At 68.4% G+C, this 15079-nt stretch carries 16 protein-coding genes; 4 read left to right on the forward strand and 12 right to left on the reverse strand.

Annotated features, from left to right (window positions below; translation table 11 throughout):
- Positions 1-20: 20 nt before the first annotated feature.
- From creD to IAE60_RS10095, 4 genes are read left to right on the forward strand one after another with little or no spacing between them, the layout of a single operon-like run.
- The gene (creD, locus tag IAE60_RS10080; RefSeq protein ID WP_185895685.1) at positions 21-1394 is read left to right on the forward strand and encodes a cell envelope integrity protein CreD; all 1374 of its coding nucleotides are present in this window, start codon (positions 21-23) and stop codon (positions 1392-1394) included.
- 7 nt (positions 1395-1401) lie between these two features.
- The gene (locus tag IAE60_RS10085) at positions 1402-1827 is read left to right on the forward strand and encodes a hypothetical protein (protein ID WP_187572150.1); all 426 of its coding nucleotides are present in this window, start codon (positions 1402-1404) and stop codon (positions 1825-1827) included.
- Between the two features lie 58 nt (positions 1828-1885).
- Positions 1886-2491, forward strand: a complete 606-nt coding sequence (locus IAE60_RS10090) for a GNAT family N-acetyltransferase (RefSeq protein WP_187572151.1) — start codon at positions 1886-1888, stop codon at positions 2489-2491.
- A complete protein-coding gene (locus IAE60_RS10095) occupies positions 2488-3369 on the forward strand; it encodes a carbon-nitrogen hydrolase family protein (protein ID WP_187572152.1) in 882 nt (293 codons plus the stop codon). The genes IAE60_RS10090 and IAE60_RS10095 overlap by 4 nt, the downstream gene beginning before the upstream one ends.
- Positions 3370-3473: 104 nt before the next feature.
- On the opposite strand, the gene IAE60_RS10100 is transcribed toward IAE60_RS10095, so the two are convergent.
- The 12 genes from IAE60_RS10100 to phoR form a co-directional block, all read right to left on the reverse strand.
- Positions 3474-4025, reverse strand: a complete 552-nt coding sequence (locus tag IAE60_RS10100) for a phosphatase PAP2 family protein (RefSeq protein ID WP_187572153.1) — start codon at positions 4023-4025, stop codon at positions 3474-3476.
- Positions 4003-5148, reverse strand: coding sequence for a glycosyltransferase family 4 protein (locus IAE60_RS10105; protein ID WP_187572154.1), 1146 nt, complete (start codon positions 5146-5148; stop codon positions 4003-4005). The genes IAE60_RS10100 and IAE60_RS10105 overlap by 23 nt, the downstream gene beginning before the upstream one ends.
- Before the next feature lie 150 nt (positions 5149-5298).
- Positions 5299-5640 carry an MmcQ/YjbR family DNA-binding protein gene (locus tag IAE60_RS10110; RefSeq protein WP_187572155.1) on the reverse strand — a complete coding sequence of 114 codons (342 nt, stop codon included), beginning with the start codon at positions 5638-5640 and terminating at the stop codon, positions 5299-5301.
- A gap of 35 nt (positions 5641-5675) precedes the next feature.
- Positions 5676-6098: a hypothetical protein gene (locus IAE60_RS10115; RefSeq protein WP_187572156.1), complete on the reverse strand. Its 423-nt coding sequence runs from the start codon at positions 6096-6098 to the stop codon at positions 5676-5678.
- Positions 6099-6203: 105 nt separating this feature from the next.
- Positions 6204-6635 (reverse strand): hypothetical protein, encoded by a 432-nt coding sequence (locus tag IAE60_RS10120; protein ID WP_187572157.1) that lies wholly within the window; start codon positions 6633-6635, stop codon positions 6204-6206.
- Between the two features lie 11 nt (positions 6636-6646).
- On the reverse strand, positions 6647-7054 hold the full coding sequence (locus tag IAE60_RS10125) for a YbjQ family protein (RefSeq protein ID WP_187572158.1): 408 nt from the start codon (positions 7052-7054) through the stop codon (positions 6647-6649).
- 40 nt (positions 7055-7094) lie between these two features.
- Positions 7095-7460, reverse strand: coding sequence for a cupin domain-containing protein (locus tag IAE60_RS10130; RefSeq protein WP_187572159.1), 366 nt, complete (start codon positions 7458-7460; stop codon positions 7095-7097).
- A 79-nt stretch (positions 7461-7539) separates the two neighbouring features.
- Positions 7540-8508: an aldo/keto reductase gene (locus tag IAE60_RS10135; protein ID WP_187572160.1), complete on the reverse strand. Its 969-nt coding sequence runs from the start codon at positions 8506-8508 to the stop codon at positions 7540-7542.
- A 51-nt stretch (positions 8509-8559) separates the two neighbouring features.
- Positions 8560-9816: a sensor domain-containing phosphodiesterase gene (locus IAE60_RS10140; RefSeq protein WP_187572161.1), complete on the reverse strand. Its 1257-nt coding sequence runs from the start codon at positions 9814-9816 to the stop codon at positions 8560-8562.
- A gap of 172 nt (positions 9817-9988) precedes the next feature.
- Positions 9989-11509 (reverse strand): exopolyphosphatase, encoded by a 1521-nt coding sequence (gene ppx / locus IAE60_RS10145; RefSeq protein WP_187574725.1) that lies wholly within the window; start codon positions 11507-11509, stop codon positions 9989-9991.
- 86 nt (positions 11510-11595) lie between these two features.
- Positions 11596-13683: a polyphosphate kinase 1 gene (gene ppk1 / locus IAE60_RS10150; RefSeq protein ID WP_187572162.1), complete on the reverse strand. Its 2088-nt coding sequence runs from the start codon at positions 13681-13683 to the stop codon at positions 11596-11598.
- A complete protein-coding gene (gene phoR / locus IAE60_RS10155) occupies positions 13680-15017 on the reverse strand; it encodes a phosphate regulon sensor histidine kinase PhoR (protein WP_187572163.1) in 1338 nt (445 codons plus the stop codon). The genes ppk1 and phoR overlap by 4 nt, the downstream gene beginning before the upstream one ends.
- Positions 15018-15079: the final 62 nt, after the last annotated feature.

A 15079-nucleotide genomic window follows, 5' to 3' on the forward strand; every position in this document is an offset into this window, starting at 1 on the left:
TATCCAACCGGGGCATCGACATGAAGTCACTGAAATTGCTGTTGCGTTTCCTCACCGTGGGCGGGCTGGTCCTGCTGCTGCTCATTCCGTTGCTGATGATCCGCGGCGTCATCCAGGACCGCGAGCGTTACCGCGCGATGGCCGAGGTGCGCGTTTCCCAGAGCATGGCCGGGGCGCAGCAGGTCGTGGGCCCGCTGCGTGTCGTGCCGTGGCGCGAGGAGCGCTTGGTCAATGCGCTGAACGAGGACGGCAAGCCCGAAGTGCGCCGGGACGTGAAGGAGGGCTATCTGCTGCAGAGCCCCGCGACCCTGGCGGTGGACGGGCATCTGCAGCCGGGCGAGCGGCGCATCGGCCTGTACACGGTGAACGTGTACGAGTGGAAGGCGGCGATGAAAGCGGGCTTCGCGCCGCTGCAGCTGCCGCAGGCTGATGGACGCATCTACGGCCAGCCCTACGTGGTGGTCGGCATGGCGGACGTGCGCGGGCTGGTCGGCACCCCCTCACTGCTGGTCGATGGCGTGCCGCGCACGCTGGCCGCCGGCACGGGCGCGATGGCCTCGCGGATGGAGGGCGTCCACGCGCTGCTGGATGCGCCGGGCGGGGCCTTGCCCGCCAGCAACGTGCACCTGGAGATGGCGCTGGCGGGCACGCAGACCCTCGGCATCGCGCCCATCGCCGACAGCAACGACATCGCGATCCGTTCGTCGTGGCGGCAACCGCTGTTCGGCGGCCGGTTCCTGCCGAACGCGAAGACGCTGGACCAGAGCGGCTTCACCGCGCGCTGGCAGGTGTCGTCGCTGGCCAGTGCGGCGCAGAGCCAGCTGGAGTCGGCATCCGGCAAACTGACCCAGGCGCCCTCGCTGCGCGTCTCGCCGGAGGGCTTCGAAGGCGATGCCGGCGGCGACACCGCCATCGACAGCGCGGTGGTCAGCCTGGTGGATACGGTGGACGTTTACACGCAGGTGGATCGGGCCAGCAAGTACGGCATCCTGTTCGTGGTGCTGACCTTCGTGGGTTTTGCCCTGTTCGAACTGATCAAGCGCCTGCCGATCCACCCGCTGCAGTACCTGCTGGTCGGCCTGGCGCTGGCGGTCTTCTTCCTGCTGCTGCTCAGTCTGTCCGAGCACATCGCCTTCTGGCAGGCCTACCTGGTGTCCGCTGCCGCGTGCATCGGATTGCAGTTCTTCTACCTGTCCGGCGTGCTGAAGAGCTGGCTGCGCGCGGCCGGCTTCGCGACCCTGCTGACGGCGCTGTACGGCGTGCTCTACCTCCTGCTGAAGTCGGAGAACAACGCGCTGCTGATGGGTTCGCTGCTGCTGTTCGGCATCCTGGCCGCGATCATGTGGGTCACCCGCAAGGTGGACTGGTATGCGCTGGGCACGGAACTGCGCTGAGGCCGCCATGATCGATCCCGCCACCCTGCATCGGCGTGCACGGCGCGTGCTGCCCGAGAAAATCGGGACCGATGCGGTCATCGTCGAGGCCATGGACGACGCCACGCTGACCATGCTGCTGTTCCCGCTCGCGCATCGGCGCAGGGGATGCCTGCTTTTCAGGCTTTCGTCGCAGACGATAGCGGCTCTGGTAGCGCGCACGGCCGGTTATCTGCAGGACGCACGCCAGGCCAGGGAGGGTCTGGGGCGCTGGACGCGTCCCCTGACGTACACCGCATGGCGGAGCCAAGGTCAGGGCGCATCGCAGCGGTTCGACGCGCGCAGCGACGACGGCCGCGCGGCGTTGTGCCTGCTGCCTGCCGCGGCCTGCGCGGTGTACGTCTGGGACGATCGCGGACTGCAACACACCGACTTGTTCCCCGCACCCCGCTAACGACGGGACATCGTGCGGTTGACTCGCCCCGACTGGTGGCGTGCGCTAGAGTTCAGGGATGAACTCTGCACACACCATCGGTCTCTTCCGTGGGCCGGAAATCACGCCCTGGCTGGACGATGTCGCGCGCCTGCGCCTGGCCGTGTTCCGAGACTGGCCCTATCTCTACGAAGGCGATGCCGATTACGAACGCGATTACCTGGGCGCCTACGCACGCTCGGCCGAAAGCGTGTTCGTGCTGGCGATGGAGAAGGGGGAAGTGATCGGCGCCTCCACCGGCCTGCCGCTGGCTGACGATACCGAAGCCTTCCGCCAACCGTTCGTCGACGGTGCCATCGATCCGGAGGACGTCTTCTACTTCGGCGAATCCGTACTGTTGCCGGCGTACCGCGGATGCGGGATAGGCCACGCGTTCTTCGATCATCGCGAAGCGCATGCGCGTGCGCTGGGCCGTTTCGCCTGGACCGCGTTCTGCGCGGTGGATCGGGCCGATGACGATCCGCGCAGGCCGGCGGATCATCGCGGCAACGAGGTGTTCTGGCGCAAGCGCGGTTATGAGCGGCGCCCCGGCATGACGATGCGTCTGCCATGGAACGAGATCGGCCAGGGGGAAGTCGACCATGCGCTGACGTTCTGGTTGCGCCCGCTGGAGACCGCGCGATGAAGGTCGCCGTCGCGAAATATCCGATCCAGGCGCCCGCGGATTTTGCTGCGTTCGCCGAACGCCAGGCCGCCGTGCTGGGCGCGGCCGCCGCGCAGGGCGCGCGCGTCGCCGTGTTGCCGGAATACCTGTCGCTGGAACTGGCCGCCACCCTCGACGCCGGCACCCAGGCCGACCTGCATGCCTCGCTGGCCGCGATCCAGCGCTACCGCGAGGACTGGCTGGCATTGTATGCGCGGCTGGCGGCGTCGCTGGACATGTATGTCGTGGCCGGCACTTTCCTGCTGGCGCACGGTGATGGCCGCTATCGCAACCGCTGCGATGTGTTCACGCCGCAGGGCGCGCACCTCTGGCAGGACAAGCTGCAGCTCACCGGATTCGAAAAAAGCCTCGGCGTGATCGAGGGCGGCGATGCGCTGAAGGTGTTCGACCTGGATGGCGTGCGCACTGGCGTGGCCGTCTGCTACGACAGCGAATTCCCGCTGCCCGTGCGTGCGCAGGCCGAAGCAGGCGCGCGCCTGCTGCTGGTACCCAGTTGCACCGACACCGATGCCGGCGTGACCCGCGTGCGCGTGGGGTGCTTGGCCCGTGCGCTGGAAAATCGCCTGTTCGTTGCGCAGTCGGTGACGGCGGGCGAGGCGCCCTGGAGCCCCGCGCTGGACATCAACACCGGCGAGGCCGCGGTCTTTGCGCCGATGGATCGCGGCTTTCCTGCCGATGGGGTGGTGGCGCAAACAGCAGGCGACCAGGCGTGGGCGATCGCCGACCTGGACCTCGATGCGCTCGACCGTAGCCGGGCCGACGCGCAGGTGGCCAATGATCGCGACTGGATGGGCCAGCTGAAGCCCGCCCTCGCACGCGCCAAGCTTCAAGCGTTGTAGCAGCGATCTCGGGGCGATGCTTTCGGGCGACGCCAGCGCCTCATCGGAGGGTACTGCTCGCGCCGCCTGCGCGGTTTCCAGGCGGCCTAGCAGTGCCGCTCGCCTTATCCCAGCAGGCTGACGCCGGGCACGAGCCAGATCGACAGCCCGGCCAGGGCCGAGCCGATGACGGTCGCTGCCAGTACATCGCTGGGGTAGTGCAGGCCCAGCACCACGCGCGACGCGGCCACGCAGGCAGCAAAGGGAATCAGCAGCGGTGCCAGTCCGGGGTAGTGCGCCAGCGCCACCAGGGTGAAGGCCACCGCATGCAGCGTGTGCCCGGATGGGAAGCTGAATTCGTCCAGCGGTGCGATCCAGGCTCGGATGCGCACGTCGGAGGCGAACGGGCGCGGCCGGCGCGTCCAGCGCTTCAGCCCCTTGTACAGCGTCAGCGCGATCACTCCGGTGGCGGCCAGGTGCGCGGAGGCGGCGAGGCCGTCCAAGCCGTCCACGACGATCAGTGCTGCCATCAGCACATACCAGAACACGCCGTCGCCCAACCGGCTGACGACCGCGAAAAAGTGGCGCACGCCGCGCCATTCGCCCCAGCGGTTGGCGCGCAGGCACCAGCCGGCATCCTGGCCGATGAAGGCATTACGCGGTGGCGATGGACGCATGGTGGCTTCTCCGGGTCAGGGCGAGGTCGGTCAGCAGGGCATCGAAATCGGCCGCGACCTGCTCGGGACGCAGGGCGCGCATCGCGGCGACGGCGGCTTCGCCCATCGCGCGGCGGACTGCTGGGTCGGCGGCCAATCGCAGGGCAGCCGCCATGAATGCATCGTCGTCCTCCACCGCCGCGCCGTGCACGCCATCGACCAAGTGCTCGCGTGCGGCGCCGTAGTTGAAGGCCACCGTCGGCACGCCGCTGGCCATGGCCTCCAGGGTGACGTTGCCGAAGGTTTCGCTGTGGCTGGAAAACAGGAACAGATCGCCGCTGGCGAAGTGGCGTGCCAGCGCTTCGCCGCGCTGCACGCCGCAGAACACGAAGTCCCGATGTTCCTGCGCCAGCCGCTCGCGCACCGGCCCGTCGCCGACCCACACGAACTTCGCCGTCGGATGCTGCTGCCGGATGGCGTCGAAGGCTCGGATCGACAGGTCCAGGTTCTTCTCTGCCGCGATGCGGCCCACGTAGATCACCGCCAGGTCGTCCCGGCCCAGGCCCCACTGCGCGCGCAGCGCCTCGTCGCGGCGTGACGGGCTGAAGTGCTGCGCATCCACCGCGCGCGCCAGGCGCACGGGGTGATGGAAGCCCTGCGCCTGCAGGAAGTCCGCCAGTTCGCGCGTCGGCACCAGCGTGGCCTGCGCGCTGTTGTGGAAGCGGCGCATCCAGCGCAGCGCGGTGTGCTGCAGGAAGCGCACGCCATAGTCGCGCATGTATTCGTCGAAGCGCGTGTGGAAGCCGGTGGCCACCGGAATGCCCAGGCGGCGCGCCGCGCGCACGGCCGACCAACCCAAAGGGCCTTCCGTGGCCACGTAAATCGCATCCGGCGGGGAGTCCTTCCACAGCGCGAGCAGGCGCCGGGTGGCCGGCAAGCCGAATTTCAGGCCGGGATAGCGCGGCGGGCGGGCGCCACGCACCAGCAGGGTGTCATCGGCCGCCTCCGATTCGATCGCCTGTCGCGGCCGCACCAGCGAGACGGCGTGCCCGCGCTGGCGCAGGCCGGTTTGCAGCCCCTGCACGGTGAGGGCGACACCGTTGACTTCCGGCGGGTACGTCTCGGTGACGATGGCAAAGCGCATGCGCGGCTCCACGTTTTGCGCATGCTGGAGGGGGTAGGTGTCGCAGGTGTTGCGGTTTGGTGACCGCAGGATGACGGCATGTGCGACGAGACCTTCACCCGATGCCCTCGGGCCGCGTCCGTCGCCGATTTCGTCCGCGTCTCGGAGCGCTCAGCGTGCCGAGCGCTTGCGGGGAGGTTCTGCATCCTTGCGTACACGGGTCTCGTAGGCCTTCACGACCAGCACCTTGACGACCGCAGGCGTGGCACGGGCCAGGTCCACCCGCAACCCCAGCACCTTGCTACCCCAGAACAGCTTCTCGACGCATGCCGGATGCATCGCCAGTGCCTGTTCGCGGTCTTCTTCGCCGATGAACACGTGCAAGTGCGTTTCCTCCGGCGGTATCGTCACGAAGATCTTGCCGCGCACGCGGAACGACGAATAGGTGTGGTGCGGTTCCTCGGTGACGGCGTCCAGCGACAACGCATGCCTGCGGACATCGGCGATCTGCATGGTGCTCCCGGCGTGCGGCGAAGGGTGTCGTGATCTCAGGCCGGTGGCTGCCCACGCGCTGCCAGCCGGTGCCCCAGCCAGGCCATCGGCAGGTAGGCGAATCCCAGGTCCACCGCGGTGAACCACAGCGGCGAAGGCAGCATGGCGACGGCGGCGATGCCGCCGATCAGGAAGAAGGCGCCCACCACCCAGGCCGGGCCGCAGGTCCGCCCAGGGGTGGCCAGCGTGGCGATGAAGGCGCCGACGAGCGTGCCGACCGCATGCGCCAGGAACGGGAACAGGAAGTGCTTCGGCTCGAACAGCGGCATCGCCGCCTTCAGGCCCTCGGTGGTGGCGGTGTCGACGCCGGCCGGGGGCGGAATGACGTGTGCGCTGAGCATCACCAGCGCCATGTTGACGAGACTACCGACGACCAGCCCGGCGATGACCGCCAGGATCAAGCGGAACACACGCTTCATGACAACCTCCGGCAGGTGCGCGAGGGATTGCCGGTCGGCGTGGGGCCGGCCGTGTTCGAGCGACTATAGCGGAGCCTCAGTGCCCGTTGGCACCGGGCAGCTTCCTCACCACGCAAACCCCTCTTTCCAGTCGCCCGGTGGTAACCACGTGGTCTGGTCCGGCGAAGGGGCGTCGATCCGGCCCATCGCCACGCTGTGGGCCACCATCGGTTCGATGTCCGAGAAGTGGGCGGCGCGCGAGCCGATGCCGGCGCCGATCAGGTTGTTGTGGATGTCCATGGCGTTGGAGCGTCTGCCGCGCCGCTCCATCACGCCGTTGACCAGATCGATGGCGCGCGCGTCGAACGTATAGGCCACGACGGCGCTGGCGAGCGTGTGCCGATAGGCATCCAACGGGCCGTGTCGGCCGCCCGGGAGCGGGCTTTGCAGGACATGGGACCAGGTGTAGGTCAGGACGAAGGTGGGATAGGTCGCCAGGACCAGCGCAAGCAGCGCGAGCCTGCGCAGCCAAGGGCGCGTGCGTTTCGACGGCATCATGTGGCTCAGGATCAATGGTCGGTGGGTTCGACCACCACCGCCGTGCCGTAGCACAGCACCTCGGTCAGGCCGGCCATCACGTCGGTGGCGTCGTAGCGCACGGCGATGATCGCGTTGGCGCCCAGGTGACGGGCATGCTGGAGCATGTCGCGATAGGTCTCGTCACGCGCCTGCTCGCACAGTTCGGTGTAGATGGTGATGTTGCCGCCGAACAACGACTGCAGGCCGCCCAGGAAGTTGCCCACGATCGATCGCGACCGCACGGTGATGCCGCGCACCATGCCCAGGTTGCGGCGGATACGGTAGCCGGGAAGCTCCAGTGCGGTCGTCACCATCGCGTCGTCCAGGGGGCGCATCCGTGTGCCGGACGACGCCGGGATGGGTGCGTGAGCGGGAGATGAGTTGTAGGGATCGGTCATGGTGCATCCGGCAGGTGACTTGGGGACGGTGAGTGGAGCATCAGATCCAGACATCGTTGGGGGCGGTGTAGGCACCACCGGCGTCGCCGGTATTGATCACGCCACGGGGCTCGACCAGCATGATGCTGCATTCTTCGCGGGCGACGGGCCGGTGCTCGACGCCCCGGGGTACCACGTACATCTCGCCAGCGGCCAGCGGCACGGCCCTGTCCCGGAACTCGAGCGTCATCTCGCCCGACAGCACGATGAAGACTTCGTCCGTCTCTTCATGCGCATGCCACACGAATTCGCCCAGGATCTTGGCAAGCTTGAACTGATAGTCGTTCATCTCGGCCACGACCCGGGGAGACCAATGCTGCGACAAGCCGCTCAGCTTGGCCTGGAGGTTGATGGCGGTATCCGGCATGGAAAACTCCTGCAAAGAGGGGGACAGCCATGATGGCGAGCAGACATGACATCGCGCCCGTGCCACCGGTCATCGCTTTCTACGGCACGCGCCCGCCGCGCGCCGCGGTGAACAGCGCATACCATTCCTCGCGCGAGAGCTGCACCTCGTCTGCCGCGCAGCAGGCCGCAAGCCGCACGGGGTCGGTGGTGCCGACGATGGGCTGCAGACCGGCGGGATGGCGCAGCAGCCAGGCCAGCTGGATCGCTTCGGGGGTCACGCGGTGCGCTTCGGCTAGTTGCCGCAACAAGGTCGAGGTTTCGCGGACCACGGGGTCCGCGAACTCAGAGGGGGTGCTCAGCTTGCCGCCGGCCAGCGGCGACCAGGCCTGCAGGCGGATGTCGTGCAGGCGTGCGTGGTCCAGCGTGCCGGCGGCGGATGCGTAGGCGTGGCCGGTGGTGTTGGCGACCACGCCGTCATCGATCAGTGGCAGATGCAGCAGGCTGATCTCCACCTGGTGGGCCACCAGCGGCTGGCGCACGTGCCGGCGCAGCAGGTCGATCTGCCCGGGCGTGTGATTGCTGACGCCGAAGTGCCGCACCTTGCCGCTGGCGTGCAGCGCATCGAACGCGCGCGCCACTTCATCCGGCTCCACCAGCGGATCGGGGCGGTGCAGCAGCAGGACATCCAGATGGTCCACGCCCAGGCGCGCCAGGCTGCCTTCGACCGAGGCCACGATATGCGCGTGACTGAAGTCGTAGCGCTGCGGTGCGCCCGGCGGATCGTCGGCGAAGCGGATGCCGCACTTCGACTGCAGGACCATCTTCGCGCGGAGCCCGGGCGAGGCGCGCAGCACATCGCCGAACACCTGTTCGGACTTGCCGCGCGCGTAGATGTCGGCGTGGTCGAACAGGGTGATCCCGTGGGCCAGCGCCGTTTCGACCAGCCGCTGCGCGTTGCGGCGTTCCTCCGTCGTGATCGGAGAGGCATCCCAGGCACGGCTCAGATGCATGCAGCCGTAGCCGATGCGGGAGGTGGCGGGTCCATCGGCCAAGGGATAGGTCTTCATCGTCGGCACGCGCAGGACGGGACAGGCATCATGGCAGAGGGCTGAGGTGCATCAGGACCGCGATCCTTCGCCGGCGAGCATCCGCGCCAGGGCATCGGCTTCCAGCGGACGGGCTAGGTGGTACCCCTGCACGTCGTCCACCCCGAGCGCCTGCAGGGCCGCCAGTTCCGAGGCCGTTTCCACACCCTCGGCGACCACCTGCGACTGGGTCTGCCGGGCGAACTCGATCAGCGCGGCGGCCAACGCCCTGCGCGGCGAGTCGGTATCGATACCGCGGGTCAGGCTGAGGTCCAGCTTGATGATGTCGGGATGGATCGCCAGCACGTGCCGCATGCTCGCGTAACCTGCGCCTGCGTCGTCGACGGCCACGCGCACGCCGGCCTCGCGAAGGGGCGCAAGGCGCCTGTTGAGCAGACCGTAGTCGTCGACCAGCGAATGCTCGGTGATCTCCAGCACCACGCGGTGCGGCTCCAGGTCGTCGATGTACCCGTCGACGCCGCCGCTGATGAGCGTCTGTGGCGACACGTTGAGGCCCACATGGAAATCTCCGGCGACGCCACGCAGGCCATCGAGCGCGGTCAGGATGGCATTGAGTTCCAGGCGCACACCCAGGCCGATCTCGCGCGCTTCGGCGAACCATACGTCGGGCGTTCGCTGCGGCTCCAGCCTGAAGCGCGAGAGGCACTCCACCCCGACGATGCGGCGTTCGCTGCTGCGGAAGATCGGTTGGTACACGATATGCGGCTGGCCCAGCTCGAGCACCGCGGTGACGCGGGCGACCTTTTCCTCGTGCGCCTTCATGGCGTCCAGGTCGCCATCGATCTGGTAGGCCAGCAGGTCGGCGAAGGCGCGCATCATATGCAGGTCGCGCTGGCCGAGCGACATGTTGGATGCCAGGCTGAAGCAGCAGAAGGTGCCGTACACGCGGCCATCGCGCAGCAGGATGGGCACGCTGATATGGGCCCCGATGGGCAGCGTCCGGGTCTCGGGAATATCGTGCAACACGGGAATCGCGCCCGTGTCGGGAATCAGCTGCGGGATCTGCCCCTCGACCACGCGCATGCAGTAGCCCTCTTCCAGCGGGCTCGAATCGCCCGGCCGGATGGGGGCAGGATCCAGCCTGCAGGCGACATGGCGGAAGACGCGGTCGCGGCCGTTGAACTCGGACACGAAGGCCACGTCCATGTCGAGATGGCGGCGCACCGCATCCAGCATGCGGTCCACGTTGCGGCCGATGGCCGCGGCGCCGGGACCGCCTTCGAGCCAGGCGTCGGACAGCAGTGCGTCGTGGATGCTTCGATCGATCAAGGCTTCCTCCTGAAGACAGGCGTGCGACGAAGTTGGACGGCCGTCGGGCCTGCCCCCGCTGCAAGGGCGGTCGGGGAGGATGGCGTGGGGACACCAGGTCGCAGGCCACGCCGCGGACCTCTCGGCAGGCCCGAGTGTACCTTCATGTCACATGATGGGAAGTGCCGGCCGGTCAGGCCACGAACGGCTTGAACGCCACGCCCAGGCCCTGCATGTCCTCCGGCTCGCCGACCAGGTCGGAGCGAAGCAGCGGGCGGGCATCGATCCACTTCTTGCTGACCACCAGGTCCAGGCGATCGCCGCTGGCGGTCAGGTCCAGGCGGGGAATGGCCTCGTTGTCGTGCGAACGGTGCAGCAGCACGGCCAGGCGCAGCAGCGCGGCCTTGCGTTTGGCGCTGAGCAGCAGACGGTCGGGCAGGGCGTCGAACGCGTTCTTCGGCACGCCGCGGCGGTGCGTGCGCACCAGCGCCGACAGGACCTGCTGTTCCTGGCGGGAAAAGCCTTCGATGTCGGAGTGCTCCAACAGATAGGCACCGTGCACGTGGTACTGGCTGTGCGCGATGGCCAGGCCGATCTCGTGCAGGCGCGCGGCCCAGCCCAGCATGCGCGCATCGTCGTCGTCCAGCCCCCAGTCCTGCTCCACCTGTTCGAACAGGCGCATCGCGGTGGCCTCCACCCGCGCGGCCTGGAACTCGTCGATGCCGTAGCGCTGCATCAGCGCCGCCGTGGACAGGTCGCGCGGGTCGTTGTCGCTGCCACGGCCCAGCATGTCGAACAGGATGCCTTCGCGCATCGCCGCCTTGCTGACCATCAGGCGCTGCAGCTCCAGCGCTTCGAACGCGGCCTCCAGCACCAGCACACCGCCGGCGATGATCGGGCGGCGGTCGCTGGACAGGCCGGGCAGGTCGATGTCCTCGATGCGATCGGCCTGCAGCAGCTTGTCGCGCACCTGCGGCAGCGCCTCGGCGGTGACCGCGCCCTTGGTGAGCTTCATCGCCGCGCAGATCTCGCCGATGGCCTTGTTGGTGCCGGACGAGCCGATGGCTTCCTGCCACCCCAGGCTGCGGTACAGGCCGGCGAACTGCTGGAACTCGGCCCCGATTTCGGTGAGGGCTTCCTTCCAGCGCTTGCGCGACAGCTTGCCGCCAGGGAAGAAACGGCGCGTGCTGGCGATGCAGCCGGCCTGCAGGCTTTCGCGTTCCAGCGTCTCGAAGCCTCGGCCGATGATGAATTCCGTCGAGCCGCCGCCGATGTCGATCACCAGGCGACGCTGGCCCGCTTTGGGCGGCTGCGCATGCGCTACGCCCAGATAGATCAGGCGTGCTTCCTCGCGTCCGGAGACCACTTCGATCGGTTTGCCCAGAGCGGCTTCGGCCGCGGCCAGGAATTCCTGCGGCTCGCGCAACTGGCGCACCGTATTGGTGGCCAGGGCGCGCACGCGGGCGGCGGGGATGTCGCGGATGCGCTGGCCGAAGCGGGACAGACAGTCCAGTGCGCGCTGGCGGGCGGCGGCGGACAGGCCGCCCTTGCCGTCCAGGCCGTCGGCCATGCGCACGGTTTCGCGCAGGCGGTCGACCACGCGCAACTGTCCCAGCATCGAACGCGCCACGACCATGTGGAAGCTGTTGGAACCCAGATCGATCGCGGCCAGCAGGTCCCCGTCCTGGAGTGGAGGGGATGTGGGGGAAGTCAGGGGCGCCATGCGGTCAGTTTAGCCAATGGCGTGGCGCAATGGTGCAGTGCGATGCCCGGCGGCGATGGATGCGTCGATCGGTCGCATCACACTTTGGCCAGCAGCGTGCCCTGCGCCGAATGCGGCGGGTCGTCGCCGGGCCTGAGCTTGACGTAGTGGCCGTCGGCCTGCAGTTCCCAGGCGTTGCAGTTGTCGTCCAGGTAGTTCTGCAGGCCTTCCTTGAACACGCGCGCCGCCAAATCCTTGTCGAGGATGGGGAAGCAGGTCTCCACGCGATGCAGCAGGTTGCGTTCCAGCCAGTCGGCGCTGGCGCAGTACAGTTCCGGCGCGCCGTCGTTGCCGAACCAGTAAAGGCGGCTGTGCTCGAGGAAGCGGCCCACGATGGAGCGCACGCGGATGTTGTCGGAAATGCCGGGCACGCCGGGGCGCAGGGCGCAGGCGCCGCGCACGATCAGGTCGATCCGCACGCCCGCCTGCGAGGCGGCGTAGAGCGCGCGGATGATGCGCGGCTCGTTGATCGCATTGATCTTGGCGATGATGCGCGCCGGCTTGCCCGCCTTCGCCAGCCTGGCCTCGCGTTCGATCTTCTTGATCAGGCCGGGATGCAGGGTGAAGGGCGACTGCAGCAGGCGCTTGAGCTTGGTGGTGGGCGCCAGTCCCGACAACTGCTGGAACAGCAGGTGCACGTCGTTGCCGATGTCCGGGTCGGCGGTGATCAGGCCGATGTCGGTGTACGCGCGGGCGGTGCCGCTGTGGTAGTTGCCGGTGCCCAGGTGCACGTAGCGGCGCAGCTTGCGGCCTTCGCGGCGCACGATCAGCAGCATCTTGGCATGGGTCTTGTAGCCCACCACGCCGTAGACCACCTGCGCGCCGGCTTCTTGCAGGCGGTCGGCCACGCCCAGGTTGGCGTCCTCATCGAAGCGCGCGCGCAGTTCCACCACCACGGTGACGTCCTTGCCGTTGCGCGCGGCCTGCACCAGCGCGTCGACGATGACCGAATCCTTGCCGGTACGGTAAAGGGTCTGCTTGATCGCCAGCACCTCCGGATCGACCGCGGCCTGCTTGATCAGTTCGTGCACCGGCGCGAATGAATCGAACGGGTGGTGCAGCAGTACGTCGCCGTCGGCCACTTTCTCGAAGATCGCGTCGCTGTCGCGCAGCGCGCGCGGCGTGAAGGCGGGATACTTCAGTTCCGGACGCTGCACCAGGTCGTAGACCTGGATGACGCGGTTGAGGTTGACCGGCCCGTTGATCGGGTACACCGCGTTGTCGGGCAGGGCGAAGTTCTGCAGCAGCGTGCGCACGATGGGCTTGGGGCAGTCGTGTGCGATCTCCAGCCGCACGGCGGGCCGGTAGCCGCGCCCGACCAGTTCGTCGCGCAGCGCCAGCGCCAGGTTCTCCACTTCCTCTTCGTCCACGACGACCTCGGAGTTGCGGGTCACGCGGAACTGGTAGGAGCCCTTGACCTCCATGCCGGGGAACAGCTCGTCCACGAACACCGACAGCACCGAGGACAGCAGCACGAAGTCGTTCTCGCCGCCGGACACGCGCTGGGGCATGTGGATGATGCGCGGCAGCGAGCGCGGCGCTCGCACGATGGCGAGGTGGCCGGCGCGGCCGAACGCGTCCTTGCCCTTCAGTACCACCACGATGTTGAGCGACTTGTTGAGGATCTTCGGGAACGGATGCGCCGGGTCCAGGCCCAGCGGCGACAGCACCGGCATGATCTCGTTGCGGAAGTACGCGCGCAGCCAGCGGGTCTGTCGCGCGTTCCAGCTGTCGCGGCCGAACACGCGCACGCCCGCCTCGGCCAGGCCGGGGCGCAGCACCTCGTTCCAGCACTTGTATTGCGCATCCACCAGCTCGGCGGCGCGGTCGTGGATCCGGTTGAGCACGGTCGCCGGGCTCATGCCGTCCGCGCCCGGCGGCAGGCCGAAATCCAGCGCGTGGCGCACGGTGGCGGCGCGGATCTCGAAGAACTCGTCCAGGTTGGTGCAGGAGATGCACAGGAAGCGCAGCCGCTCCAGCAGCGGCACGGACGGATCCTGCGCCTGGGCCAGCACGCGGAAATTGAAGTCCAGCTGCGACAGTTCGCGGTTCAGGTACAGCGCGGGGTCCCGCAGCACGTCGTCGGTGGTGGGAGCGGCGGGTGGCGTGTCGGGGGCGGCGTTCATGCGGTCTGATCCGTCAGGACGGGTAGGGAAGCGTCCAGGCGCGGTTCCACGCGCTCGGGACCGAAATGCACGGAGAAGGTGCTGCCCTGGCCCACCTCGCTTTCGATGTCCAGCCGGGCCTGGTGCAGGTTGAGTACGTGTTTGACGATGGACAGCCCCAGGCCGGTGCCACCGCTCTCTCGCGAGCGGCTGGTGGAGACGCGGTAGAAGCGCTCGGTGATGCGCGGCAGGTGCGAGGACGGGATGCCGTAGCCGGTGTCGCGGACGCTCAGTACCGCGCCGTCGCCCTCACGCGCGAAACGGACGGTGATGGTGCCGCCCACGGGCGTGTAGCGCACGGCGTTGCTCACCAGGTTGGAGAATGCGCTGTGCAGCTCCTTGTTCGAGCCGGCCAGGTCCACGCCGGCCTCGTCCTGCACGACGATGGTGTGGCGGCGCTGGCTCAGCGCCTCGGCTTCGCGGCGCAGGGTCGCCAGCATCGGGGCCATGGCGACGTTCTCGTCGGGCAGGCTTTCCTGCGCCTCGAGGCGCGAGAGCGTCAGCAGGTCCTCGACCAGCTGGGTCATGCGCTGGGACTGCTTCTGCATTTCCGCCAGCATCGGCGCCCAGTCGGGATGCTCGCTGGGCTCCAGCATGTCCAGGTAGCCATGCACCACGGTCAGCGGCGTGCGCAACTCGTGCGAGACGTTGGCGACGAAGTCGCGACGCATCTGTTCCAGCCGCAGCATCTTGCTGACGTCGCGGGCGACCAGCAGCCAGTACTGGTCGGAATAGGGGATCAGGCGCAGGTTGAGGCGCAGGTCGGGGTCGACCGGCGACGCGGCATCCAGCATCGGTTCCGCGTTGCGGCCCGCGGCCAGCCAGTGCGACATCGGCAACGGCTGCAGGCGGTCGCCCACCGGCGCACCGATGTCGGCCGGGTACTGCAGGCCCAGCAGGCTGCTGGCGGCCTTGTTGAACCACTGCACGCGCTGGCTGTTGCGTTCCACCACCACCACCGCGTCGGGCAGGGCGGCCGCGGCGGCGCGGTAGGCGCGCAGCATGTCCAGCAGCCGGCGCTTGCGCGTGCGCATCTCGGCCTGGCCGCGGAACAGCAGGCGGTCCAGTTCGTTCCACACGCCCCGGCCCTGCGCCGGCTCCAGGCGCTGGCGTGCGGTCAGCCGCAGCAGCACCTTGCGCAGGCGCCAGTAGTGCCATGCCACCACGCCCAGCGCCGCCACGGTCACGACCGGCCATACCTGGCCGACCAGCAGGCCAACGACCACGGCCAGCGCCAGGATCAGCGCCAGCTGGCCGAGCGTCTTGAACCAGGCGGAACGGATGTCATGGGGCATGGGGCGATTGTAGGCAGATGTCTATGACAGCAGGGATGGGAAAACGCAGGTCGCGCGACGGG

This window comes from Pseudoxanthomonas mexicana, assembly GCF_014397415.1.
Classification (GTDB): domain Bacteria; phylum Pseudomonadota; class Gammaproteobacteria; order Xanthomonadales; family Xanthomonadaceae; genus Pseudoxanthomonas_A; species Pseudoxanthomonas_A mexicana.